19 protein-coding genes and 6 pseudogenes are annotated in these 25862 nt (G+C 62.5%); 16 read left to right on the forward strand and 9 right to left on the reverse strand.

Annotated elements, in window-relative coordinates; translation table 11 throughout:
* Position 1 precedes the first annotated feature (1 nt).
* From HW466_RS28320 to HW466_RS28330, 3 genes are read right to left on the reverse strand one after another with little or no spacing between them, the layout of a single operon-like run.
* A complete protein-coding gene (locus HW466_RS28320) occupies positions 2-214 on the reverse strand; it encodes a DUF1656 domain-containing protein (protein WP_044849171.1) in 213 nt (70 codons plus the stop codon).
* A 34-nt stretch (positions 215-248) separates the two neighbouring features.
* Complete coding sequence (locus HW466_RS28325; RefSeq protein WP_151005231.1) at positions 249-2381, reverse strand: FUSC family protein; 2133 nt, start codon at positions 2379-2381, stop codon at positions 249-251.
* Positions 2378-2857, reverse strand: a complete 480-nt coding sequence (locus HW466_RS28330) for a MarR family winged helix-turn-helix transcriptional regulator (protein ID WP_059451714.1) — start codon at positions 2855-2857, stop codon at positions 2378-2380. Before HW466_RS28330 ends, HW466_RS28325 begins: the two co-directional genes overlap by 4 nt.
* A gap of 403 nt (positions 2858-3260) precedes the next feature.
* Between HW466_RS28330 and ehuR the strand changes: the two genes are divergently transcribed.
* From ehuR to HW466_RS28370, 8 genes are all read left to right on the forward strand, one after another.
* On the forward strand, positions 3261-4673 hold the full coding sequence (ehuR, locus tag HW466_RS28335) for a MocR-like ectoine utilization transcription factor EhuR (RefSeq protein WP_151005235.1): 1413 nt from the start codon (positions 3261-3263) through the stop codon (positions 4671-4673).
* A 108-nt stretch (positions 4674-4781) separates the two neighbouring features.
* On the forward strand, positions 4782-5753 hold the full coding sequence (gene eutB / locus HW466_RS28340) for a hydroxyectoine utilization dehydratase EutB (protein WP_060120480.1): 972 nt from the start codon (positions 4782-4784) through the stop codon (positions 5751-5753).
* Between the two features lies 1 nt (position 5754).
* Positions 5755-6759 (forward strand): cyclodeaminase, encoded by a 1005-nt coding sequence (locus tag HW466_RS28345; RefSeq protein WP_174905914.1) that lies wholly within the window; start codon positions 5755-5757, stop codon positions 6757-6759.
* 10 nt (positions 6760-6769) lie between these two features.
* Positions 6770-7978, forward strand: a complete 1209-nt coding sequence (gene doeA / locus HW466_RS28350) for an ectoine hydrolase DoeA (protein ID WP_151003279.1) — start codon at positions 6770-6772, stop codon at positions 7976-7978.
* A gap of 4 nt (positions 7979-7982) precedes the next feature.
* On the forward strand, positions 7983-9008 hold the full coding sequence (gene doeB, locus HW466_RS28355) for a N(2)-acetyl-L-2,4-diaminobutanoate deacetylase DoeB (protein WP_151003277.1): 1026 nt from the start codon (positions 7983-7985) through the stop codon (positions 9006-9008).
* A 14-nt stretch (positions 9009-9022) separates the two neighbouring features.
* Positions 9023-9493, forward strand: coding sequence for an Lrp/AsnC family transcriptional regulator (locus HW466_RS28360; RefSeq protein WP_151003275.1), 471 nt, complete (start codon positions 9023-9025; stop codon positions 9491-9493).
* A 123-nt stretch (positions 9494-9616) separates the two neighbouring features.
* Positions 9617-11095 (forward strand): NAD-dependent succinate-semialdehyde dehydrogenase, encoded by a 1479-nt coding sequence (locus tag HW466_RS28365; protein WP_151003273.1) that lies wholly within the window; start codon positions 9617-9619, stop codon positions 11093-11095.
* 22 nt (positions 11096-11117) lie between these two features.
* Positions 11118-12512: an aspartate aminotransferase family protein gene (locus HW466_RS28370; RefSeq protein WP_151003271.1), complete on the forward strand. Its 1395-nt coding sequence runs from the start codon at positions 11118-11120 to the stop codon at positions 12510-12512.
* Positions 12513-12716: 204 nt separating this feature from the next.
* Here the strand turns inward: HW466_RS28370 and HW466_RS28375 are convergent, their stop codons facing one another.
* Both HW466_RS28375 and HW466_RS28380 read right to left on the reverse strand, forming a co-directional pair.
* Positions 12717-13649 carry an MBL fold metallo-hydrolase gene (locus HW466_RS28375; protein WP_059451740.1) on the reverse strand — a complete coding sequence of 311 codons (933 nt, stop codon included), beginning with the start codon at positions 13647-13649 and terminating at the stop codon, positions 12717-12719.
* 297 nt (positions 13650-13946) lie between these two features.
* Positions 13947-15332 (reverse strand): MFS transporter, encoded by a 1386-nt coding sequence (locus tag HW466_RS28380; RefSeq protein ID WP_151003269.1) that lies wholly within the window; start codon positions 15330-15332, stop codon positions 13947-13949.
* Positions 15333-15594: 262 nt separating this feature from the next.
* On the opposite strand from HW466_RS28380, the pseudogene HW466_RS28385 reads away from it, so the two are divergent.
* From HW466_RS28385 to HW466_RS28395, 4 pseudogenes are all read left to right on the forward strand, one after another.
* A pseudogene (locus HW466_RS28385) lies at positions 15595-15699 on the forward strand (DUF1330 domain-containing protein); the annotation flags it as partial.
* A gap of 133 nt (positions 15700-15832) precedes the next feature.
* Positions 15833-15900, forward strand: a pseudogene (locus HW466_RS32020) (hypothetical protein); the annotation flags it as partial.
* Between the two features lie 42 nt (positions 15901-15942).
* Positions 15943-16266: pseudogene (locus tag HW466_RS28390) on the forward strand (ATP-binding protein); the annotation flags it as partial.
* A 50-nt stretch (positions 16267-16316) separates the two neighbouring features.
* A pseudogene (locus tag HW466_RS28395) lies at positions 16317-17102 on the forward strand (integrase core domain-containing protein); the annotation flags it as partial.
* A 107-nt stretch (positions 17103-17209) separates the two neighbouring features.
* Here the strand turns inward: HW466_RS28395 and HW466_RS28400 are convergent.
* The 3 genes from HW466_RS28400 to HW466_RS28410 all read right to left on the reverse strand — a co-directional run bounded on the left by HW466_RS28400 (position 17210) and on the right by HW466_RS28410 (position 20245).
* Positions 17210-17677: a hypothetical protein gene (locus HW466_RS28400; RefSeq protein WP_170296612.1), complete on the reverse strand. Its 468-nt coding sequence runs from the start codon at positions 17675-17677 to the stop codon at positions 17210-17212.
* A gap of 841 nt (positions 17678-18518) precedes the next feature.
* Positions 18519-19154 (reverse strand): cysteine hydrolase family protein, encoded by a 636-nt coding sequence (locus HW466_RS28405; RefSeq protein WP_203385206.1) that lies wholly within the window; start codon positions 19152-19154, stop codon positions 18519-18521.
* A gap of 503 nt (positions 19155-19657) precedes the next feature.
* Positions 19658-20245: a hypothetical protein gene (locus HW466_RS28410; protein WP_151003266.1), complete on the reverse strand. Its 588-nt coding sequence runs from the start codon at positions 20243-20245 to the stop codon at positions 19658-19660.
* 661 nt (positions 20246-20906) lie between these two features.
* Here HW466_RS28410 and HW466_RS28415 point away from each other — a divergent pair.
* Positions 20907-21140 (forward strand): hypothetical protein, encoded by a 234-nt coding sequence (locus tag HW466_RS28415; protein ID WP_081084318.1) that lies wholly within the window; start codon positions 20907-20909, stop codon positions 21138-21140.
* Between the two features lie 843 nt (positions 21141-21983).
* Here the strand turns inward: HW466_RS28415 and HW466_RS28420 are convergent.
* A pseudogene (locus HW466_RS28420) lies at positions 21984-22733 on the reverse strand (transposase); the annotation flags it as partial.
* A gap of 326 nt (positions 22734-23059) precedes the next feature.
* Between HW466_RS28420 and HW466_RS28425 the strand changes: the two are divergent.
* From HW466_RS28425 to HW466_RS32030, 3 genes and pseudogenes are all read left to right on the forward strand, one after another.
* A complete protein-coding gene (locus tag HW466_RS28425; protein WP_151003264.1) occupies positions 23060-23839 on the forward strand; it encodes a MipA/OmpV family protein in 780 nt (259 codons plus the stop codon).
* Positions 23840-23897: 58 nt separating this feature from the next.
* Positions 23898-24230, forward strand: a complete 333-nt coding sequence (locus HW466_RS32355; protein WP_151003263.1) for a transposase — start codon at positions 23898-23900, stop codon at positions 24228-24230.
* Positions 24231-24835: 605 nt separating this feature from the next.
* Positions 24836-25639 (forward strand): annotated as a pseudogene (locus tag HW466_RS32030) (SulP family inorganic anion transporter); the annotation flags it as partial.
* Between the last annotated feature and the right edge of the window lie 223 nt (positions 25640-25862).

Below are 25862 nucleotides of genomic sequence, written 5' to 3' on the forward strand. Positions count from 1 at the left end.
GTTAGCTAGCCACGAGATGGTGAGACACGATGACGACGGCGGCAAGCACGAACACGTAGATGCCGAGGTCGAAGATCGAACGGTGCCAGACGAGGCGGTAAAAGCCGACGCGTTCGAGCAGCGCGCGCACGACGATGTTGATCAGGTAGGCGATCAGCATCAGCACGAGCGGAGCCGGCACGAATACGCCGAAGATGTCGATTTCGCCGATCATGGTCGCGGTCGGAAAGACGGGTTGGAAAGCGGGATCATGCACGCGCTCCGTCCGGGGCGGCATGCGGCGGCTGCGCGGACGCGGCCGGGTACAGCGACAGGCGCAGGCCGACGAGCGCATGGAGCGTATCGCGCAGCCAGCGGTGTGTCGCGGGCGTGGCTTGCACGGAGCCGCCGTCGGCGGATGTGGCGGACGTGCCGGGCAGGTTGCGGCCGGCCACGTGCTGCAGCGCGTCGTCGATCGATGCGAGCAGCGCCGGCGGCACAGGCTGTCGCGCATTCGCGGCCGCGCAGCGCGTGTAGTGCTCGGTGACACCGGCCAGCACGCGGTCGATCGCGTCGGGCACGTCGCCCGTCAGCTTGCGGCGCGAGCGGCGCAGATCGAGCGCGTTCAGCGCGATGCGCAGGTCGCGGAAGCTCTCGATCGACGGATGACGATGATCGTCCGACGCGCCGAGGCGCGGCAGCAGTTGCGTGACGCGATCGAGCATGCGCGATGCGTGGTTGCGCTGGTCGTCGAGCGGCTGCGTCGACGCGGAGCGTGCGACGTCCTCCCAGCCCGAGCGCAGCAGGCGCCGCACCGCGAGTTCCGCGCCGAACGGACGCGTCGCGCGCGTCCACACGTACGCGAACAGCAGCCCGGCGACGCCCGCGAGGTTGCTGTTCAGGAACACGAAGAAATCGGCATCGTACGCGCTCTGGATGCTGATGAAGGTGGCGGTGTTCACCGCGACGAGCATCGTCACCATGTTGAACTGCGGACGCGGCAGCAGCGTGCCGATCAGCACGAACGGCCCCGCGAACATCAGCACGAGCATCGGGAAGTCGTGCACGTGCGGCAGCACGACGAACAGGTACAGCCCGGCGAACACGACGCTCGCGGCCGTCGACAGGAAGAACTTGAACACCAGCGGTGCCGGTTCGTCGAGCGCGGCGAAGAAGCTGCACGACACGGCTACGAGCGTGACGGCCGCGGCGCCGTCGTGCCAGCCCGACGAGATCCACAGCCAGCATGCGAACACGATCGCGAGCACGACGGTCAGCGTCGAGAACAGCATCATCCCGCGATCGAAGAAGCGTTCGGTGCCGCCGAGCCGCCAGTGCCGGTAGCGCGGCTGCCAGATGCCCGACTCGTTCGCGATCAGCGCGCGCAGCGAGCGGCAGTCCTGCCAGATGTCGATGACCTGACGCAGCCGCCACAGCGCGTTCGACAGCAGCGCGCCCTCCCAGCTCGCGAGCGCACTGTCGGACGGCTGCAGCGACGCGATGCGCTCACGCAATTCGTCGGCCACCGGATCGTGCGCCATCTCGCCGTCGTCGTCTGCCTTCACGGTCGGCAACGGCGCGTCGAACCACTTTGCCGCGTCGGCGAGCAGCGCGTCGAGTGCCGGCGGTCGCACGTGCAGGTCGCGCATCAGTGCGATCAGCGGATCGGCGAGCGACGACATCAGCGGCAGGAACAGCTGCATGCGGCCGGCGAGTGCCTGCGCACGGGCGAGCACGCGCGGGTGCGCATGGTCGTAGCTCAGTTGGCTCAGCAGGAATTCGAGGCCGGTGATGGTCGCGGCGAGACGTTGCCGGCATGCCGACAGCGCCTTGCCCGCGATGTGCCCCGACAGCGTTTCGCGGCCGTAGAACGCCGCGTCCTTGAACCAGGCGTCGGTGCGCTCGATCAGCGTCGGCGCGAGCCGGTTCGGGAACACCGCGCTGCCGACCACGCTCGCGCACACGATGCCGAGCACGATTTCCTCGGTCCGCGCGATCGCGACGTCGAAGATCGTCGACGGATCGGTCACCGTCGGCAGCGCGACCAGCGGCATCGTGTAGCCGGCAAGCATGAACACGTAGCTGCGCGCGGTGCGGTCGGAGATCGCGAGGTAGAGCAGCGTGCCGCACCACGTCGCGACGATGATGCTGAACAGGAACGGCGTCTCGACGAACGGCGGCACGAACAGGATCGCCGCGGCGGCGCCAAGCGCGGTGCCGAGTGCGCGATACAGCGCCTTGGAGCGCGTCGCGCCGACGAACGGGTTCGACACGATGTAGACGCTCGCCATCGCCCAGTAAGGGCGCGGCAGCTGGAAATACAGGCCGAGGTACAACGCCAGCATCGACGCGGCGAAGGTCTTGCCCGAGAACAGCCAGTCGCGAAGGCTCGGATAGGTCATGACGCGGGCCCGGCGGAGTGAGGCGGACGCGGCGCCGGATGTTGCGCATCGGCCGCGTTGAACGCGTTCAGTACGCGCAGCGTCGCTTCGAGATCGGCGCGCGTGACGCCCTTGAGCACCTCGGCGCGCAGCGCGCGCAGGTCTTCCTCCATCTTCGCGGTGACGGCGCGGCCGGCGGCCGTCAGCGAGATCGTCTTCGCGCGGCGGTCGTGCGGATCCTCGTCGCGGCGAGCGAGGCCGGCCGCGCACAGCTGGTCGAGCAGGCGCACGAGCGACGGCCCCTCGATGCCGACGTGCTCGGCGAGCGTGCCCTGGCGCACGCCTTCGCCGAGGCGGCCGGCAATCAGCAACGGCGTCGCGCAGGCTTCGGATACGTTGTACGCGGTCAGCACGGCATCGCTCGTGCGGCGCCATTTGCGCGCGGTGAGCACCAGCTGGCTGCTGACGGCGAGACGGAGGTCGTGCAGGTTGGTCATGGGCGAGATGATAGGGGCAAAAACATTTGGTAGCAAACTATCGTTTTTGTCACCGGCGTGTCATGTCGCACACCGGGCACCGCCCTGCAACGAGCAATTTAGGTGGTCGATCCGATGCTGGTCAAGCCGTCAGGGTGCGGCGTGCGGCCGATCGCTATACATATATGGCGTGCAATGCGGCCCGAACGCAGCGATCACGCGCGGCGGCTCGGTGGTCAGCGGAAGCATTGCAGGGATGTTGTAAGAAATAGGCCGCCCTGTATGAGCGCGTACTCGGCCATGCCGACCGATCGGACCGCAACGCGCGCCGCAGCGTCCTCGTTCCGCACGCGATTGCACTAGGACAATAATTTCCGGGTGTCTTTCTGAGCGACCATGTGGAAGCAACGACGGAGACATCGAGATGGGACGGACCGAGGTATCGGCGCGCTGGCACGACGCGATCGGCGCGGTGCACGGCATCGAGTCGAAATACAAGCGGCTCGTGAAGGCGATCGCCGCCGACATCGAAAGCGGCGCCCTCGCGCCCGGCGCGCGGCTCGCGCCGCAACGCGACGTGGCGTCGAGCCTCGGCGTCAGCGTGCAGACCGTCACCAATGCCTACAAGGAACTCGAAAGACAGGGCCTGATCCGCTGCGAAGTCGGGCGCGGCAGTTTCGTGGCCGCGCGCGTGACCGAATCGATGTCGAACTACATTCTCGACACGGCCGAGCGCGAGCTCGTCGACTTCTCGATCGCGCGCATCGTGCACACGCCGGAGCACGACGCCGCATGGCGGGCCGTGTGCGCGTCACTGGCCGCTGCCGACGACCAGCCGTGGATACGCTCGTTCCGTCCGATCGCGGGCCTCGATGCGCATCGCGAGGCCGGCGCCGCGTGGCTCGCGTCGCTGAATCTGCCGGTCCATCCCGAATCGCTGCTGATCACGAACGGTGCCGCGCACGGCATCTTTCTCGCGCTCGCGTCGATCGTCGGGCCGGGCGATACCGTGCTGTGCGAGAGCCTGACCGACCACGGCGTGATCGGCTCCGCGAACGTGCTCGGGTTTACGCTCAAGGGGCTCGAGATGGACGAACACGGGATCCGTCCCGAACATTTCGAGGAAATGTGCGACGGCGAGCGAATCAGTGCGCTTGTCTGCACGCCGACCCTCAATAACCCGACCGTATCGATGATGTCGGATTCGCGCCGCAAGTCGATCGCGCGCATTGCGTCGCGCTACGGCGTGTACGTGATCGAGGACGACGTATACGGCCCGCTGCCCGCGAAGACGGCAACGCCGATCGCGAGCCTGATTCCGGAGCTCGGCTTCTACTGCACGAGCATGACGAAATCGGTGCTGACCGGGCTGCGCACCGGCTATCTCGCGATGCCGAGACGGCTCGCGCTGCGCGTGGAAAGCGTGCTGCGCGTGAGCAGCTGGATGGCGACGTCACCGATCGCGGAGATCGCGACGCGCTGGATCGCGGACGGCACCGCGCGACGGCTCGTCGAATTGCAGCGGCAACGGCTCGCGGTGCGCCAGGACATGGTGAAGGCCACGCTCGGCCCCTACGTGCTGGGTGCGCATCCGAATGCGCTGTCGGCGTGGCTGCGCGTGCCCGACTACTGGCAGGCCGACCGGCTCGTGCGCGAATTGCGCACCCGCAAGATCGCGGTGACGTCGCCCGATCCGTTCCTCGTGGGCGGCACTGAGCGGCCCAACGCGGTGCGTGTGTGCATCGGCGCGGAGACGACCGATGCCGCGTGCAACGCTGCGCTCGCGACGATCGCGCGCGTATTCGAGCAATATCCGCACGTGCACGATTTTCACTGAAGCGCAGCGCGCGTCGTACCGGCGGCGCACAATGTATCAGGACATTCGAAAGCGCAATTTGGGACATTAGACTGGATCGCACTACATCAATGATGAGGCGTGCGATTCATGTCCTTCCTGTCGCTGTCCGACGTCTACCGCGCACGCCGATGCATCGCAGGGCATGCGTGCGTCACGCCGCTCGTCGCGTCGGCCGCGTTGTCCGCGCGGGCCGGCGCCGCCGTCCATCTGAAACTCGAAACGCTGCAGCCGACCGGCAGCTTCAAGCTGCGCGGCGCGACGAATGCGCTCGCCGAACTGGCGGCACGGCGCGTGACGCGCGTCGTCACCGCATCGACCGGCAATCACGGCCGCGCGGTCGCGCATGCGGCGCGCGCGTTCGGCATTGAGGCTGCAGTCTGCATGTCGTCGCTCGTGCCGGCGAACAAGGTGGATGCGGTCGCCGCGCTCGGCGCGCGGGTCGTGATCGCCGGCGACAGCCAGGACGACGCGCAGGCCGAGGCGCGGCGCCTCGTGCGCGACGAAGGCTATGCGTATGTGCCGCCGTTCGACGACCCGCGCATCATCGCGGGCCAGGCGACGATCGGCGTCGAGGTTCTCGAGGCGTTGCCCGATACGTCCACGCTCGTCGTGCCGCTGTCCGGCGGCGGGTTGTTCAGCGGCGTCGCGTTTGCAGCGAAGGCGATCCGGCCCGCGATCGAGGTGATCGGCGTGTCGATGGCGCGCGGTGCCGCGATGCACGCGAGCCTCGCCGCCGGACGACCGGTCGACATCGACGAACAGCCGACGCTCGCCGATTCGCTCGGCGGCGGCATCGGCCTGGACAACCGCCATACGTTCGACATGACGCGCACACTGGCCGACGACGTCGTGCTGCTCGACGAGCCGGCGATCGCGCGCGGCATCGCGCATGCGTACCGCGAAGAGCGTCTGGTCGTGGAAGGCGCGGGCGCGGTCGGCATCGCCGCATTGCTGGACGAACGGATCGCGCGCCGCGATCGCGACGGCCCGATCGTCGTGATCGTCAGCGGCGCGAACATCGACATGGCCGTACATCGCCGGCTCGTTTCGGAGAACTGACATGGCCCATCCCGTCATGCTGCTCGGGCAGGCGCAACTGCGCGCGCTGGTCCCGCTCGATCTGGCCGCAATCGATCAGGTCGAGGCCGCGTTCGCTTCGCTCGCGACCGACGCGGTCGTCATGCCGCCGATCCTCAATCTCGCACTGCCCGCCCGTCACGGCGAGGTCGACGTGAAGACTGCTTACCTGCCGCGCTTCGACAGCTTCGCGATCAAGGTGAGCCCCGGCTTCTTCGACAACCCGTCGCTCGGGCTGCCGAGCCTGAACGGACTGATGCTCGTGCTGTCCGCGCGCACCGGCCTCACCGAAGCCGTGCTGCTCGACAACGGCTACCTGACGGCCGTGCGCACCGCCGCGGCCGGTGCGGTGGCCGCGCGCCGGCTCGCGCGCGCCGATGCACGTCGCGCGGCGATCATCGGCGCCGGCGAACAGGCGCGACTTCAGCTCGATGCGCTGACGCTGGTGCGCGACATCGAGCACGTGACCGTATGGGCGCGCAACGCCGAGCGTGCGGCGCGATTCGCGGCCGACGTGCGCACCGCGCACGGGATCGATGCGGTCGTTGCGCGCTCGGTGCATGCAGCGCTTGCCGACGCGGACGTCGCGGTCACGACCACGCCCAGCCGCGAGCCGCTCGTGCATGCCGAGGATCTGCATCCGGGGCTGCACGTGACGGCAATGGGCGCCGACGCCGACTACAAGACCGAGCTCGCGCCGTCGGTGTTCGGCGCGGCGCGCTACTTCTGCGACCGGCTGCAGCAGACCCGCGTGGCCGGTGAACTCGCGCATGCGATCGCCGCCGGTGCGGTCGCGCCCGATGCCATGTTCCCCGAGCTCGGCGAGGTGATCGCCGGGCAGCGCGAAGGCCGCACGCACCGCGACGACATCACGATCTGCGATCTGACCGGCACCGGCGCGCAAGACACCGCCATTGCCGTGCTCGCGCTGCAGCGCGCCCGCGCGGCCGAGGCGGGCACGATTTTTCACAACGACCTCACGACTTGAGAGGAGACAGATGGCCGCAGTCATCGAAATCCACGAAGCCGTGCCGCGTCTCGCGTTCGAGCGCAGCGAATACGCTGCGCGCATCGCGAAGACGCGCACGGCGATGCAGCGGGCCGGCATCGACCTGCTGATCGTCACCGACCCGACCAACATGGCCTGGCTTACCGGCTATGACGGCTGGTCGTTCTACGTGCACCAGTGCGTGCTGCTGCCGATGGACGGCGAGCCTGTCTGGTACGGACGCGGCCAGGACGCGAACGGCGCGAAGCGCACCGTGTTCATGGCGCACGACAACATCGTCGGCTATCCGGATCACTACGTGCAGTCGACGGCGCGTCACCCGATGGACTACCTGTCGACCGAGGTGATCGCCGCACGCGGCTGGAGCACGCTGCGCATCGGTGTCGAGCTCGACAACTACTACTTCAGCGCTGCGGCGTACGCGTCGCTTCGGAAGCATCTGCCGGCGGCGCGCTGGATCGATGCGACGGCGCTCGTGAACTGGCAGCGTGCGGTGAAATCGCCGCGCGAAATCGAGTACATGCGCGTCGCCGCGCGGATCGTCGAGCGCATGCACGCGCACATCGTCGACACCATCGAGCCGGGCATGAAGAAGAGCGATCTCGTCGCGCAGATCTATGCGACCGGGATCGGCGGCGCGGACGGCTTCGGCGGCGACTATCCTGCGATCGTGCCGCTGCTGCCGACCGGCGCCGACGCAGCTGCGCCGCATCTGACCTGGGACGATTCGGTGTTCGCGCGCGGTGCGGGCACCTTCTTCGAGATCGCCGGGTGCTACCGCCGCTATCACTGTCCGCTGTCGCGCACGGTCTATCTCGGCAAGCCGCCCGCCCACTTCATCGAAGGCGAGCGCGCGGTGGTCGAGGGGATCGAGGCGGGGCTCGCGGCCGCGAAGCCCGGCAACGTATGCGAGGACATCGCGAATGCATTTTTCGCGGTGCTGCGCCGTGCGGGCATCGACAAGGACAGCCGCTGCGGCTACCCGATCGGCGCGAGCTATCCGCCGGACTGGGGCGAGCGCACGATGAGCCTGCGCCCGGGCGACCGCACGGTGCTCGAACCCGGCATGACGTTCCATTTCATGCCGGGTCTGTGGCTCGACGACTGGGGGCTGGAGATCACCGAAAGCATCCTGATCACCGAAACCGGCGTGGAGACGTTCTGCAACGTGCCGCGCAAGCTGTTCGTGAAGGAGTAGGACGATGCGTGCTTCTCCGATCACGCCGACCGTCGACTTCGACGCGGACGGCGAACAGCATGGCTTCCTGAAGCTGCCTTACTCGCGCGACGATTCCGCGTGGGGCGCGATCATGATTCCGGTGACCGTCGTCAAGCGCGGCGACGGGCCGACGGTCTTGCTCACCGGCGGCAACCACGGCGACGAATACGAAGGGCCGGTCGCGCTGTCGAAGCTCGCCGGCTCGCTGAAGGCGGCCGACGTGACCGGCCGCGTGATCGTCGTGCCGTTCATGAACTACCCGGCGTTTCGCGCCGGCTGCCGCACGTCGCCGATCGATGCAGGCAATCTGAATCGCGCCTTTCCCGGGCGCCCGGACGGCACCTTCACCGAGAAGATCGCCGACTACTTCCAGCGGCACCTGCTTCCGCTCGCGACGCACGTGCTCGATATTCACGCGGGCGGCCGCACGCTCGATTTCGTGCCGTTCGCGGCGATCCACGTGCTCGACGACCGCGATCAGCAGGCACGCTGCGAGCGCGCGATGCGCGCGTTCGGCGCGCCGTACTCGATGCGCATGCTCGAACTCGACAACGTGGGTCTTTTCGACACCGCGGCGGAGGAAGCCGGCAAGGTATTCGTGTCGACCGAGCTCGGCGGCGGCGGTTCGTCGACGGCCGCGAGCGTCGCGATCGCCGAGCGTGGCGTGTATGGATTTCTCGCGCATGCCGGGGTGATCGCGAAGGACGTGATCGACGGCAACGCGCCGCGCACGACGACGTTGCTCGACATGCCGGACGGGTCGTGCTTCACGACGAGCGAGCATCGCGGGCTGCTCGAGATGTGCCGCGATCTCGGCAGCGAGGTGAACGCCGGCGACGTGCTGGCGCGCGTGCACGACATCGACCGCACGGGTGTCGCACCGGTCGAATACGTCGCACGGCGTCGCGGGCTGCTCGCGGCCCGCCACTTCCCGGGCATCGTGCAGGCCGGCGACACGATCGCGGTGGTCGCCGACATCGTAGAGCGCAACATTCCGGTCTCCGCTTAAGGACGCGCCGCATCGTGATCAAGCTCGACCGATACGACCTCGCGATCCTGCGCATCCTCGAGCGCGACGGGCGCATCACGAAGTCGAAGCTCGCGGAGGCCGTGAACCTGTCGATTTCGCCCGCGTGGGAGCGCGTGCGCAAGCTCGAGGAAAGCGGCGTGATCCGCGGCTATCGCGCGGACGTCGACTGGATCGGTGCATTTTCCGGCAGCCGCATCGTCGTCGAGGTGACGCTGTCGCGTCATACCGCACCCGACATGCGGCGCTTCGAGGAGCGCGTGAGCGCGGCGCCCGAAGTCGCGCAGTGCTACGCCACCGGTGGTGGCGTCGACTACGTGCTGCACGTGATCGCGCGCGACATCGATCACTACCAGCGCTTCATCGACACGTTGCTGATGGAGGATCTCGGCATCGAGCGCTACTTCACGTACGTCGTGACGAAGGTAGTGAAATGCGAATCCGGCGGCGCGCCGGACTGGCTCTGAAACTTCGCGCGAACGCACGGCAATACGGAAAAAGACGCAAGAAGCACGCGCGGAAACAGAAATTTCCGCACCCGCCGGCACGACAGAATGAAGCTCGTGCCCACCCAAACGAGGAGACGCAGGATGTTGCCCGGACACCCCGTTCTGTTCAAGTCGACGTGCTATGTCGACGGTCGCTGGATCCACAGCGACAGTGCCGCGACGGTCGCCGTCGTGAACCCCGCCGATCAGGCCGTGATCGGCCACGTGCCGATGCTCGAGCGCGCGCAGATCGTCGGCGCCGTCGACGCCGCGCAGCGCGCGTTCGACACATGGCGCTGGACGTCGCAAGACGTGCGTAGCGCGGCGCTATCGCGCTGGCATGCGCTGATCCTGCGGCATCTCGACGATCTCGCTGCGCTTCTGTCGCTCGAACAGGGCAAGCCGCTCGCCGAATCGCGCGGGGAGATCCGCTATGCGGCGAGCTTCATCGAATGGTTCGCGAACGAGGCGAAGCGCGTCGCGGGCCGCACGATCCCGACGCACATCGACGGCGCGCATCTCGGCACGGTGATGGAGCCGGTCGGAGTCGCCGCGCTGATCACGCCGTGGAATTTCCCGGCGGCGATGATCACGCGCAAGGCGGCGGCCGCGATCGCCGTGGGCTGCACGGTGGTCGTGAAGCCCGCGCACGAAACACCGTTTTCGGCGCTCGCGCTCGCGCAGCTTGCCGACGAGGCGGGCTTTCCGGCCGGCGTGTTCAACGTCGTGCTCGGCGAACCGCAGATGGCGATGGAGACGCTCGTCGGCGATGCGCGCGTGCGTGCGGTGAGCTTCACCGGATCGACGCGCGTCGGGCGGCTCGTCACCGAAACCGCCGCGAAGGCCGGCATTCGCAAGATCGCGCTCGAACTGGGCGGGAACGCACCGTTTATCGTGACCGAGGACGCGAATCTCGAACAGGCGGTGCGGATTGCCGTCGGCGCGAAGTTCCAGACTTCCGGCCAGGACTGTTGCGCGGCGAACCGGATCTTCGTTGCGCGCCCGCTCTATGAACCATTCGTCAGCCGCTACGCGAACGCGGTGCGTGAACTGAAGACCGGCCCCGCGTTCGAGCCGGACGTCGACGTCGGTCCGCTGATGCACCAGGCCGCGTTCGACGCGACGGTTGCACGCGTCGACGACGCACGTGCACGCGGGGCCCGGATCGTCGCGGGCGGCCGGCCGCATGCGCTCGGCGGCTGGTTCTACGAACCGACCGTGATCGCGGACGCCGCACCCGGCATGCGCGTGTACGACGAGGAGAACTTTGCGCCGATCTCGGCGGTGTGCGCGTTCGACACGCTCGACGAAGCGGTCGACAAGGCCAACGACACCGAGTACGGCCTCGCCGCCTACGTGTGCGCGACGCGCATCGACACGATCTTCCAGCTCGTGCGGCGGCTCGAGTTCGCGATGGTGTCGGTCAACGGCGTGAAATTCACCGGTGCGCCGATCCCGTTCGGCGGAATGAAGGCGTCGGGCCTCGGGCGCGAAGGCGGCGCCGAAGGGTTCGAACCGTTTACCGAAACCAAGTACTTCTGCCTCGGCAATCTCGGCCTGCCTGTCGCCGCGACGGCCTGACTACCCATTCAAAGGAGCCATCATGAAACAATCGATCGACGCACTGCTGCGCGAGGACCGCGCCCACTTCATGCATCCGTCGACGCACGCATACGACCACGCGACCGGTGCGCTGCCCGGCAAGATCGTGCGCGGCGCGCAAGGCATCCGCATCGAGGATCACGAGGGCAAGCGCTATATCGACGCGTTCGCCGGCCTCTACTGCGTGAACATCGGCTACGGCCGCACCGAAGTTGCCGACGCGATGCACGAACAGGCGAAGCAGCTCGCGTACTACCACACGTATGTCGGCCACTCGTCGGACGCGATCATCGAGCTGTCGTCACGCATCATCGACTGGGCGCCGGCGGGGATGAAGAAGGTCTACTACGGGATGTCGGGTTCCGACGCGAACGAGACGCAGGTCAAGATCGTCTGGTACTACAACAACGTGCTCGGCCGCCCGAACAAGAAGAAGATCATCTCGCGCGAGCGCGGCTATCACGGCTCGGGCATCGTGACGGGCAGTCTCACGGGCCTGCCGAGCTTCCACCAGCATTTCGACTTGCCGATCGATCGCGTGAAGCACACGGTGTGTCCGCACTGGTATCGCAAGGCACCGGCCGGGATGAGCGAAGCGCAATTCGTCGCGCACTGTGTCGACGAGCTCGAGAAGCTGATCGCGCGCGAAGGCGCCGACACGATCGCCGCGTTCATCGCGGAGCCGGTGATGGGCACGGGCGGCATCATCGAGCCGCCGGCCGGCTACTGGCCCGCGGTTCAGGCCGTGCTGAGCAAGCACGACATCCTGCTGATCTCGGATGAAGTCGTCTGCGGATTTGGGCGACTGGGCGCGAAGATGGGCGCGCAGCACTTCGGGATCGCCCCCGATCTCATTACGGTCGCGAAAGGGCTGACGAGCGCGTATGCGCCGCTGTCGGGCGTGATCGTCGGCGAGAAAGTCTGGGACGTGATTGCGCGCGGCTCGCAGGAGCATGGGCCGATGGGGCACGGCTGGACGTATTCGGGCCACCCTGTGTGCGCGGCCGCCGCACTCGCGAACCTTGCGATTCTCGAGCGCGAGAACCTCGTCGGCAATGCTGCCGAGGTTGGCGCGTATTTCGGCGCGAAGCTGCGTGACGCGTTCGGCGCGCATCCGCTCGTCGGCGAGGTGCGCAGTGTCGGGATGCTGGCGGCGCTCGAATTCATGGCGGACAAGGACGCACGCACGCCGTTCGATCCGGCTTTGAAGATCGGCGCGCAGGTGTCGGCCGCGGCGCTGCAGCGTGGCGTGATCGCACGGGCAATGCCGCACGGCGACATTCTGGGTTTTGCGCCGCCGCTGGTGATGACGCGGGCGGAAGCCGACGAGATCGTCGGTATCGTGAAGGAAGCGGTGGACGCGGTCGCGGAGCGCAATCTGTCGAGCGTCGCCTGAATTTCCCGCGGGCCCGATGCGCGCGCAAGCGCGCGAAGTGACGCCGTCGCACGGGTGTGCGGCGGCGTTTTTTGCTTCACGGGGGACCTTTCGCGACAGCGGTGCCACGTGCCACGACGCATCACCATCGCTGCAAGAACTGCGGCGATCGCTCGAACGTCGTCAATACGGCTCGCGTGTCGCTCGCTGCGTTCCCCGAATCGATCAGTAGTCCCACACGACCGGGACGAAGCGGAAGCCGTCGCCGTCTCTTGCAATGTGGCCTATCGACGGGAACGCGACATGCGCGGCGGCCAGCATCGCGCCGGTGTCGGCGGCTTCGTTGAACAGTGCGAGCCGGACGTCGGTGGCCGCTTGCGGATCGTGCTCGAAGCCGTTTTGCCAGTCAGGATGGTCGAAGTTCACTTCGAAGATCGCGTCGCCCGCGAACGTCAGTCGTTCGCCGTTCGATGCGATATCGACCACGCAGTGTCCCGGCGTATGGCCGCCGGTCACGCGCGCCGATACGCCGGCCGCAACTTCCACGGTGCGGTCGAACGGCACGATGTGCTCTCGATACAGCTCCACGAATCGCGCCGCGGCCTTGCGTAGCGCGGGCGGGACGGTTTCCGGCATCACCGTCTTGCTGAAGTCCGGATTCTTCCAGAACGCCAGTTCCGCGGCCGACACGTGAATGCGCACGTCGGGATTCAGCCGCGCCTTGACGCCGTCGACGTTCAGCCCGCCGACGTGATCCATATGCATGTGGGTGATCACGATGTCGGTGATCGCGGCGAGATCGATGCCCGCGGACTCGAGACGCATCACCGACCGTCCCGCGCGCGTAAAGTATTCGAAGCCGTCGCCCACGCCAGAGTCGATGAGGATCAGGCGATCGGCGCTGCGCACCAGCGCGATATTCAGCGCCCAGTCGAACATGTCGCGTTGCAGGAAGCGTCCGTCGAACCATTCGTTGCGGTCCGCTTCGCTCACGTTGGTGGACATCGTGGAAGTCGGCAGCGGCAGAACGCCGTCGCTGATCAGCACGACGTCGACGTCGCCGATGCGCACCGCGTAGCGGGATGGAACGAGTTCACCAGCCGCTTCCTTGCCAAGGCGGGTCGTTACCGGCCGCACGTTGTGGATTGATCCGTTCATGTTGAATCGTCCTTTCATCGAGTTGGGGGTTCTCCGCGCTGCGCAGCACGGTTCGCGCGCGACCGTGCACGACGCGCCTTTCGTATCGCGTGCATGCCGATCGAGCATGTCGGCGATTGTAGGGAGGCCCGGCGAACGCCTGAAGCACCGCACCTGCGAACATCGTGTTGTCCTCGCGACAACAATCCGCCGGCCGGTTCACGGCACCGAAATGCACATCGCCCGCGGTCCGTTTCCGGACCGCGGGCGATGCAAGGGTTGCCGTTCATGGGGCGACGAGTGCCGCCCCGGTTGGCGTCAGCCCGGTTGTCCCGGCACGGTTTCGCCGCGCAGCGAGCATCCGCGCGTCTCGATCACGGCGGACAGCGCGACCAATCCGACCGCGCAGGCCGCCATCATGTAGTACGCAGGAATCATCGCGTTGCCGGTCTTGCCGATCAACCAGTCGTTGACGATCGGCGCGGTGCCGCCGAACAGCGACGTCGACACGTTGTACGCGATCGCCATGCCCGCATAGCGCACATGAGTCGGGAACATCGCGGGGAACATCGCGGAAATGGTCGCCAACTGCGGCACGTACAGCAGCCCGAGCACCGCGAAGCCGACGAATGCGCCGAGCACGCCGTGCGTCATCAATGTGAACATCGGCACGGCGGCGACGAACAACCCGACGAGCGAGATCCACCACATCGCCTTGCGGCCGACGCGGTCCGACAGCCAGCCTGCGAACGGCAACAGCACCATCATCGCGAGCATGCCGATCAGCGGAATCAGCAACGACATGTTCTCGCTGACGCCGAGTTCCTTGTGCATGTAGGTCGGCATGTACGCGAGCAGCACGTAGTTGACGACGTTCAGCGCGACGACGAGCCCGCCGAGCAGCAACAGTGGCCGCGCATAGCGCACCAGCAGCTGACCGATCGGCAGCGCCGCGGCGGCGGTGCTCTGCTCGCGCCGCTGCGCCTGCTCCTCGAGTTCGCGGAACACGGGCGTTTCCTCGAGGCGCGAACGCAGATAGAAGCCGATCAGCCCGAGCGGTGCCGCGACGAGGAACGGCAGGCGCCATCCCGACGCATGCATCGCGGTGTCGCCGAGCAGCAGCGCGAAGCCGAGCATCAGCAGCGCGCCGAGCGAGAAGCCGGCGAGGGTCGCGAATTCGAGGAAGCTGCCGCACAGGCCACGTCGCGAATCCGGTGCGTATTCGGCGATGAAGGTCGCCGCGCCGCCGTATTCGCCGCCGGTCGAGAAGCCCTGCACCATGCGCAGCACGATCAGCGCGGCCGGCGCGAGCCAGCCGGCGCTCGCGTAGGTCGGCAGCACGCCGACGAGCAGCGTCGCGCCCGACATCGTGAGGACGGTCAGCGCAAGCACGCGCTTGCGGCCGAGGCGGTCGCCGAGCGGACCCCAGAACAGGCCGCCGAGCGGGCGGATCAGGAACGAGATCGCGAAGGTGCCGAGCGCGAACAGCGTCGCGCTGGCCGTGTTGCCGGGAAACAGCGCGGCGGAGATGTAGGCGAGTCCGTACGCGTAAATGCCGTAATCGAACCATTCGGTTGCATTGCCGAGGGCGGCGGCCGCGATCGCGACCCAAGGCAGGCAGTGCGGCTCGTCGCCGCGGGAAGCCGTCTCGTCCGGAACGGACGGGGCGGCGGAAACGGAAGTCCACGATGGCACGTATCGCATGAGGGATCCTCGCTATCAGCATGCGCCCGGGCGGGCGCCGACGAGGATCAAAGTAATCCCGCCAATTACCGGCTCCCGATGTCATAGGACGATGTGGGGATCGGGGTTTTCCCGTGCCGTCCAAAGGTGGCCGGCGGAGCCCGCCGCCTCGCTCGCCGACGCACCGGCCGGCGAACGGCTGTAAGCTGCGCGCTGCCACGCGGAATTCTCGGGTTGGGCAGCGTGGCGTCCCCTTTTTCGCAATTCATCAGGAGCGCATATCGTGGCAACCTACATCGTTTTCACACGGGAAAGCACGCAGGACCAGCATGAGCTCGACGTCTACTCGAGCCAGGTCGGCGCGACCCTTGCCGGCCATCCGGTGAAGAACTGCGCTGACGTTGCAAATCGAGCCATTGGCTGACGTTCACCGCTACGAACAGTTCCGTCCACGTCCAAACGGGAGGATGGTCATGTCGAATGAAACTGCCGCCCAACTGAGGGTGTTGAAGCTGCACGGTATGGCCCGAACGTGGCCGGAACTGCTGACTCAGGCCAGGCACAACGATTTTGCTCCGGAGGCGTTCATGCAAGCCTTGTTGAAAGCAGAGCTCGCTGAGCGAGCAGTCCGCTCGATCGACTGTCAGATGGCTATCTGCCCTTCACGCAAACCGGCTGGGCCTTGCTCTTCCATCGGTTCTCGAAGCTTTACGAGAGAACGGGCATCATCGTTACAATCAATCTCAGCTTCCCCGAGCGGTCGAACGTCTCCGGCGATGCGAAGATGACGACGGCCCTGCTCGACCGGCGGATGCACCAGTCCCACATAGTCGAAACGGGGAACGATTCGTGGCGCTTCAAGAACAGCACGGCGGGGCAGCCCACAAAACGGGCTGCCCCGAGAAAAACATCAAGCAAACCCACTGAAGACGAAAAGATCGACGCACAAAAGTAGCGTTTCTGATGTATGAGGGCTGGGTCAGTTTTAGATGAAAAAGTGGGTAAATTTCCGGTGAACATCAACACATCCGCATCTTGCGCGAAGCCGAGAGCCGGGATGAGCCGGTGAAGGATCTATGCAAGCGCCACAGCATCTCGGAACAGACGTTCTATCGTTGGCGCAATAATTTCGGCGGGATGGAGATGGCTAACGCGCATCGGCTCAAAGAGCTGAAATCGGAGAACGATCGGCTCAAGCGGCGGATCGCCGAGGAGATGCTGAATCGGCGGCCTGAAGGAGTTCAGCCAAAAAATGACCGCCTCGACGGGCCAGCGCGAAGCGCTGGAAGTCCTGAGTCGGCCGGGGCTGTCGCAACGCAAGGCGTGTCGCGACCGGCGACTGAGCCGCCGAAGATGCTTTGCATGATCGATGAATACCCCCGAGTGCCTGGCGATCGAGGTTGGTCCCAGCCTACGATCGCAGGACGTGATCTTGACGCTATCGCGACTCATGCGGCTGTACGGCAAGCCTGCGTCTGCTCGGTTGGACAACGGCGCCGAATTTACCGCTGCCAAGGTCATGCATTGGCTGCGAGACGCTGCAATCGGTCCGGCCTTCATTGCGCCTGGCAATCCATGGCAAAACGGATTCGTCGAAAGCTTCAACGGCAAACTGCGAGGCGAATTGCTAAGACGAGAATAGTTCCGCAGCCGCGCCGAGGCCAAGGTGCTCATCGAACGCGGCCGTTCTATAACGAGCGTCGGCCCCACAGTGCTCACGGCTACCAACCTCCGGCCGCGGTCCGTCGAGCCTGTCTGGATTCCGACGATATCGACGCGAGACTCACTGCCTGGGCTACAAAATCCCGCCGCAGGCGTGGGGCACGGTGCGCTAGATTGCACCGGCGAAGCAGGCGGACGGCTTCCTCCTTGGGCGTTGTCGCGAAGGCGACTCGAGACTACGACTTTAGCTGCTTCCCTTTTGGGTTGGGCGGAGCAGATTGCCCACCCATCGCGTCGCGAGATTGAGTTGTACGGACAGGAGGGCGCGTGAGCATGCATAAGGCCACGAACCGGCGCATCTGTTGGTCGTATCCGGTCAAGTGGGTCTGCAATCCACCGGCGAGTTCCGGTGTCGCGGGTGTACCGTCGGTTTTAAGGAGAGAATACTGATTGCGCTGACCGCTGACGTGGCAAACGATGCGGCGCGTATCGATTAAATGATTGAGCGCTTGAGGCAGGCGCGAGATGGAAATTTTGGCAGCGTTACTTAGGGCGGTTGCTGTATATCGACCTCCACGTTTCATGACGGAGAGAATTTTATCAGCGTCGAGTTGAGTGGTAGCAGTGTACTTTCGCATTTTTAAAAGCAAATTATCCTGCATCGTGCTGCATCGATGTTGCGGATGAATCGAAGCAAAAGTCACGATGATGCAATTTGCAGAGATTTGTCATCGGTGGCAGACATCGGTACCGATGAGCTGCGGACTGAAGGCTGTCATTGCCGCATAAACCGGTATGGATAGAAGGCAAGCAAGTGCTGCCGCAACCCGGGATCACTTGACTGCGCTCTGCATCGCAGTGTTCCTTCCGCAATAGAACGGCGCGGTATCCAAGTGTGCTTGCCAACAGAATCGTGTGAGTTTGAGCTTTCAAAAAAAGCACGGTGGCTCACACCACCGCGCAAAAGTATCCGGCGCGAGGAGGCCAGATACGTCCACGAAGAAAGCGCGTGGCACATAAAATAATCCCTGCGTCGCAAGAATGGCTCATTCAGGCAGCAATGTGATTTTATAGATCAAACGTTGCATCAAAATTGCAAATCCACGGAGTCACATTTCACACGTTGGTTTAGACTGATGGCTGAATCGGAACATATGATTCGAGCGATTCGCTGAGGTAGTTTGCCGAGATGGACTCGATCCGACAGCCATTCAATTAGTTGCGCGGCATGCGTGGTGCCGAAGCGCCGAACGATGGCGGCCAGCACCACGTCGAGCACCAAATCACCGCTATGTCCGCGGTTGTCGCCACTCAGCCAATTGCCTGCCGTTCGCGGCAGTTCAGATCGAACGTTACGTGCAACGGCGTGCCGTCGTCGGACAGGGTAAGCGAGTCCTCAGCCCCGCCTTGCGCCGACGACGGCGCTCCGATGCGGCTAGTATTTCGATACTTTCCTGTAGTGAATAGGCCAACTTGTAGGCACATGACTATCCCTTATTCTAAGAGAGTCCTCGTGTCCTCAGATACGTGGGGCCACTCCAGCTGTCAGGCATGAGAACTACGCAGCGCCCTTAGAATATTCTCTGTGTTGCCCAATTCGCTGAACATCGGTAGGGTGAATTTCATCACGGCCTCGGCGCGACCCTGCATGGGGTCCGCAGTGGCGTCGCACGCGACGGTCATCGAATAGCCAGCATCGAAACCTGCACGTACCGTGGATTCGACGCCGCCACCCAAGGCAATCCCGGCGATAATCACGTTGGTGATGCCGAATTTCTCAAGTAGCGCGTTAAGCTCCTGCGACAAGAACGCATTAGTAGTCGTCTTCCAAATTCTTAGGTCACCCTCCTTGACGGGGAGATCTTCGTGCAGCTCCGCGAAGTCGGGTTGTGGCTTCCCCACGGCGGGACTGAACTCAACCCGGCCGTTCGGCAGGCCTAATGCATGTACCCATACAACGGGGAGCCCTAGTTCGTGGAACGTGTTGGCCAACTCGGTAGTCTTGGCGACTATACGCTCCACATCAGTCGGGGCCGCCATGGCAAGAATACCTTTCTGCATATCGACAGCGATCAAGGCGCTCTTCGGGTCAATCTTGGTAATAGCCATAATTTCTCTATTTTGATCGAAGGTGTTTTGTAATGCTTGTGACAGTTCGAAAAATGATGCGAGCAACCCCATCCCCACTGGCGTCCATTTTGGGCGAGATTGAAGGAAATGAGCCTTCGGAGACGTCAATCATTCTTAACTGGTCGCCGCTGCCCGCTTCAACTAATGACGCAGGCCAGACAATAAAAACGCCCCATCTAAACAACGCTCAGCCTCGGACGTCGACGTCGTGGTAGCACCACAGATGCAGACAGAAATTTATGTGCAGCCCACGCGAGAAAACGTGAAAGCAACATCATGAGTTCGCGATGTCCGCACACACAGCTTGATTGGGGGCGTACGCTCACCGCATCTTTCGCAATGTTGACTCGCCAAAACGGGTATCTCGCGGAGGAGATAGAGAGTGGTTACGATAAACGAAAGTGCGAATTCGGCCCCCGCGAGCGGCATCCCAACGGACTTTGCTGGTTATCGTCGACGCACGTTCGATCGCACGGTACCGCTAGGCGCTGCGAGATCCAATGTACGGAAAAACAGCGATCTGAAAAATGAGATGACTTCTCTGGGTTGAGCAGTTAAGTGGTCTTGCTTCTATGCTTAATAACTCTACGTGTTGGAACGCCGCGCAATCTAAGCTGATTTAGCTTGTCAAGCTGATAAGTTACCGTTACCGTCCATTTCGGTTCCGCGTGGGATCCGCCTGCAGGCTTGATAATTGTTAGTTTTCCATTCTTGAATGCGAAATCATCGTCACCCCAGAGTCCACCGTCGTTTCCGACGGCGCGCACGTAGTCGTCGTTAATCCGGGTTTCGTCGAGTCGATCGATCAACGTCCCGTCCTTGCCTAGTACGAAATATTCGGTGTAGGTATAGTTTGCTCCCCACAACTGACACGACAACACGACAATGAAGTACTGCTCGTTCGCATGACCATCGAAGACGCCGCGCATTACGTCTATCACTTTCACTGAATTAGGATCGTCTCCAGGCATGGTGAATAGACCATTCTTCACTTGGACAACAGGCGGTAGTCCCAAATGAGCACAGTCACCGAGCGGATATGTCGCATTTCGAGGGTCAAACGATGTTGCGAATGTGGCGGCTGATAGTAATAGTCCGCATATAAGAATTCCGGCTGATAGTATTCTATTGATGATCTTCATTAAATGTTTTCCGCTATTTGAAGTTGATGGAATTGCCGTTAAACGGGCGTAGCGGGCGAGTCTGCTTGAATTGCCCTTAAAAGAATGGATGTAATCGAAGTGCAGATACGTAGCCGCGTTATCCGTGAATTGCAGCGCTACGCAGCTATCGACAGCCTTTGCCCGTCGAAATCGTCCGAGTAGCTGATTGAGGCAAGGATATGGATCGACGCCGTTAGCCTTGCAGATTTACATGAACGCATAGGGCATTTCCAGAGGACAAAAGTAGATAAAAGAGTCATATTGATATCGCAGGCGAATCGAAACAGTGAGTCATGTTCAGGCAAGACGCAAGGAAATGTCAACGACAGTCCAATTGTTCGCTTTCGGTGCGCAGCATTGGTAATGTTGGGGTAATGTCTTTTTTGTAGGGTATCAGTCGTTTGCGAGCTTCCGTGTCAGAAGGGGTTTGCAAATTCACAAAGACATGCTGATGCATTTGACGACTCCTGCGGCAGGGCCGGTGGGTTCCCTCGCTTATACGACAATGAACGCCACAGAGCTATGCGGCTAACAACGGACGTTTGTGGATGGGTAATGTTGGCTGGTTTCGTTAAGTGATCCATGACTCGCTGGATAGGTATGTCAGAGTGACTATTTTTTGAATTCGCGGAGGCGAGCGATGCATATTCGAGAACAAGGGAGTCTCATTAAGGTGCTGCGCGTCGCTTCTCCCGAGGAGCCATCCGCCAGAGCGTGTTCGCGCGAACAGGTCATTGGTACGTTTCGCGCCGATGAACCGGTACCCGCCGCGCTACTTGATGTGATGACCCGCGATGAGCGCGAGGCGCTCACACGCTGGCTTGAGGTTTATCAACATAGCCGGTGGCGCACTTTGAATTCACCCCTTGCGTGATTGCGCGTCGGTGTGGATCGAGACATTCGCCAAGCGTTTGTGTCGACTCCGTAAATTCTGACTCGCGCCAACTAAGGCTCTGCCGCAGGCGCCTTCACGGGTGCTGAAGGCGCCGACATTGCCTCCGATAACGCAGAAACCATGCTCGCCACGGGCGTCATTTCGGAAAGCTCGCGAGTGCTTCCGAAGCTCGCGATCCTGTTCCGGGGAGATAAGGTGAAGCGTGTGTGTTGAGCTTTTTGCACGAAATAGACTTCCAGTTTCTTGGCAGCGGCGATTCCGAATGCTGTCGCAACGCCGAATACGCGCACGTACGAGGTATGGCCTCTGCTCACCAATGGTTCACCTTGGAATCGTCTGAACGGGGTCACGTGAGAAAAGTGGAAATGCGATGCGGTGAATCTGTGGGAAATCCTCTGGCGGAATGGGAAAGAAGCAGGTCGAAACTAGGTTATTTAGGGAGTACCCATCCGACATGAATCGTTCGCGAGAGTGCCTATGTACCGAAAAACCTGCCTTAGCCTGAACCATCCGGCCTCGATAACTCCTGGCGCGGTTCGATTAAACGCAGCTGAGAGTCTATGACGCACACATTGTGGGAGCATTGCCGGTCCGAAGAAGCGGGGGTGGCCGATGGTTTCCATGTTTCGCCGCGCGACTGACGACGGTATGATCAAGGGTCTGGTCGAGATGGATGCATGCAATGCGGAAAACATGACTATGACGACGGCACGGGTGATTTTTACGGCAGTGGACCGGCTTCTTCTGACGACTTTTGCATGCGGATGGCTATGCGCGAGAAATTGCGGAGAAGATCCGCGTAAACGACACGTTCGTTGCGAATAGTGGGATCGCGAACGAAGCCTCTGTGAAAGGGGAGGCGAAGGTGCGGACGTCGTGACTGACCACTGCGCCGACCATCGAGCCTGAGCGGTTTTCCATCAGGATGTGCCCCTGATAACAAAGGATGGCTCTGCTTTGCCGCCCCGTTGCGCAACGGGGCCGCGTCCAGATCGGTGCTCGATGCTGCATGTCGTTGCTGCGCCGCTTGCCCTTCCAGTCGGTACCGACCTTACGGCCACCGCCGGCCGGCGGCTCGTCCAAGCCGTCCTTGGGCCGGAAGTTCTTGTGCTGGCCCCCTCCTGGATCAGCGTGCCATCGACGGAGAAGTGTTCTCTGGACAGCAATCCTTGCTTGCCGGCCAAGCTCATGACTTCGGGAAAGAACAGATCTACCATTTCGTGCTCGAGCAGATGATCGTGGTTCTTCGGGAACACCGCGTGATCCCAGACTGCGTCTTCAATCGCCAGCCTAACAAGCCGGCGGAACAGCAGGTTGTAGCGCATCTGCTCCATTAGCATGCGCTCGCTGCGTACCGAGTAGAACACCTGCAGCAACAGCGCACGCAACAGCTTCTCTGGTGAAATCGACGCACGGTCGCTGTTCGCGTAGTTATGCTGAACAACCCGTTGAGCCGTTTCAGTGCCTGATTGACCTGCAGCCGGAGCGGCCGCAACGGGTTATCGGCAGGCACGAAGTCTTCCAGCTTCGTCGTCGTGAACAGCGGCTCTTGCACCTCTCCATTCCGCGCATCGCTCTCGTCTGCCTAAGATCATGAACCCGTTATCTCTAACGCATCGCCTGCAGCGTTCGTTACATCGAATCCAATTTCAACAGCCTGATAGAGCCTATATGTCGGCCCAAATGGCCCTCGAATAAGGAGCATCGAATCGCGTGTGTGCGGTCGCGCCATCCGGCATGCTCACGCGGTAATGTTCATACAATGTTCTCTCGATAGGATCCGAATATAAATTCAACTGCTTCTTCGGGTGTTGTGTGCATCGGCCTTACATGTAGCAGCAGTACACGTCTGCCGGATTATCGTGCCGGAGATCGATAGTATATATTCGGAAAGGTAAATGAAGTTACGCCATATTTTCAATTCATTCGCGGTGCTTATGGGTATCGCCGTATCGTTCGCAGTGTTTGCAAATGGATATGATGTCACGATCGGTGCCGGTGGTGGTGTGGCACCTCGGTACCTTGGTAGCGGGGAGTATCGGTTCGTGCCGATTCCGTATCTGAACGTGACGTCCTCATCGGGTTTTTACCTCGATACGACGCGCGGCGTAGGGTACAAACTCGACTTCCCGCAAAACTTCTACATCGATGGGACCATCAACTATGCCGTCGGCCGAAGGGACCACAACGTAGGCTATGCAAGCGGTTCGGACGCCTTGCGCGGAATGGGTAACGTACCAAATGCTGCTGTTCTGATCGTGGCTGCAGGCTACCGATTCATGGGCGCGGGATCGGTGAGTGTTGCAGCGGATGTGCCATTCAGCCAACGTAGTGTCGGTAATTCTTGGCGCGCCGCGCTCAAGGTGCCATTGATGATTACGTCAACGGACGTACTGACTACAAATTCAGTTATACATATTGGCTCCGAGAAATATAACGCTACGATGTGGGGCGTAACCGCTTCACAAAGCGTAGCGTCTGGATTTCGACAGTACGACTTAGGTGGGGGAATTAATGCGATCGATTTTGGTTTGACGTGGACGCATATGTTCGATCGACATAGGTCGATTTCTACGGCAGCGCAGGTAACACGCTTAGTCGGTGACGTCGGCGACAGTCCGATAGTATCCCGACGTGTTACGCTGAATCTCGCTACGATTGTTAGCTACACATTCTAGGGTCTATTTTCGACCGACAGATTGAGTTGGACCTCGTCTCTTGCACGGACTGGATGAAATGATTCAAGCGTTATTGGATGACGAAATTTGGTCTCAAATCGAACCGGTGCTGCCGGGCCGACCATGTGATCCGGGGCGTACGGGAGCCGACAATCGTTGTTTTGTCGAGGCTGTTCTCTGGGTTGCCCGAACACGTAGACCGTGGAGCGATTTGCCTCAGGAGTTCGGTCGATGGCAAACGGTCTACTTGCGCTACTGGCGGTGGCGTCATAGTGGTGTGTGGGACAGAGTGGCTCGCATAGTGTCCGACGATACGCAGTTGAAGCATGTATTGGTCGACTCGTTCATTGTGCGGGCATATCACCGCGCGGGCGTTCGGCCGATAACCTGACATCAGGCATCATTTGGCGCGCCGATAGTAACTTCTCGAAGTTGGTGCTGTCGTCCAGAAACCTCTGGTGTCGAGGTGTTTGGGGATGAGAAGGCTTCTGATCAATCATCGCTTCGGAGTTCCATCTACCTGAATGTATCTGGTGACGCGCACATCAGATCGCATTTTCCGAGAGCGCTGTACAGCTCGTTGGCCCGAGTTCTGGAGCGCCCCTCCGTGCGCGCCAGGGCCTTCTTTGACGGCCGGTTCGCCGGTCGTCTTTTTTTACGTGTTGTATGCTCGTGTGAGCCGATCGGATCACACGGACGCCAAACTGGATACCTTCAGCCATGGTCGAGGCGGGTTCGTGTCAAGTGTGCACCATCGATGACGATTGTCACTGTGCCGGGCCGGAAGTAAGCCATGCGTCTGCACGACTTACCACATCCGTAGATCTTCCTCTATATAAATAGCGTCCGACGCTATCCTTGGCGCGGGTGACTCCCCGCCGATCGTTGCATGTGGGGAATACCGAAAACATCAGCTCCTTTATTGACCCGCATCGGCGGTTGAGCCCGAGGCTGCCAGAACGCGAATCGTTTGTCACATTTGCGGTCTGATTCACGCATGCAGAATTCGGCACGAATATTGTGCCGCCGGTCAATTCGGACGTGTGGCGCGTCGCGATTACGCTCGCGGTCCGTGGCCAGCATCGAACGGCAGTTGAGCTTCGAGGCGATCGAACAGATCGACCCGACACACCGACCGACGCAGCCGGACCGCGATTTCAAGGAGCAGGGTGCCGGCAATATCGTTCAGGCTCGACGGGCGGCCGATTACGTCGGTAATCGTATTCAGTTCGGTCAACGTCCACGCGAGTGCGCGGAGCCGGATGTCGGCGATCATCACGGGGTGCTGCTAGCCAGCATGTTTGCGCTCACAGGAATGAGCAACCTGATCCCGCTCGCGAGCCCGACCGCATCCTGATCCACACGGGTTCCAAGCGGGCGAAGCAGACGCTGTTCAGCGTGGTGGTGAAACAGGGGCACGCCGCATTCGCACCATTCGCCGCGATGATCGTCGGCATGCTGCGGTCGAGTTGCTGTCCGGCATCGCGCGCGACCTCGCGTGCGGCGTACTGGCCATCTCACTCGCGAACCAGAAGAGCCCGGTGACGCTCGCGCAGCACGACGACCACCTCCAGCTGACGGTCCGTAAGGACGTGTGTTCCTCGGCAAGGCGCACGTCAGACGTCACCTGCGGCACATTCCGGACGGGGGGCCATGACCATCGATGCAACGCGCGCCAATTACATCGATCACTACGTGCCGGAGCTGCTCGACACGTTCGTCATCGACGCACCGCGCCGCGGGATCGCGATCGGGCTCCGCCGGCCAAATCCGCCGTTCCGACCCGCTACGCGTCACTGGGAGGCAGGACGTCGATCACGGAAAATGCTGCGGTGGAACTTGAAGGATTCTGGCGGTAGGGTTACTGATTGGCGATTGACGTTTACCTACGTCAACAACATGCGAACCCACCCGTCTGTGTGTCCCTAATTGATCAGCGGGAAGTGGTTTTCCAAGTGTGTGAGCGCCCGGAGTTGGATCACGCACATTGGATATTTTTAGATGTAATTTGATTTATACATGT

Origin of the sequence: Burkholderia territorii (genome assembly GCF_902833055.1) — a bacterium.
Taxonomy (GTDB): domain Bacteria; phylum Pseudomonadota; class Gammaproteobacteria; order Burkholderiales; family Burkholderiaceae; genus Burkholderia; species Burkholderia territorii.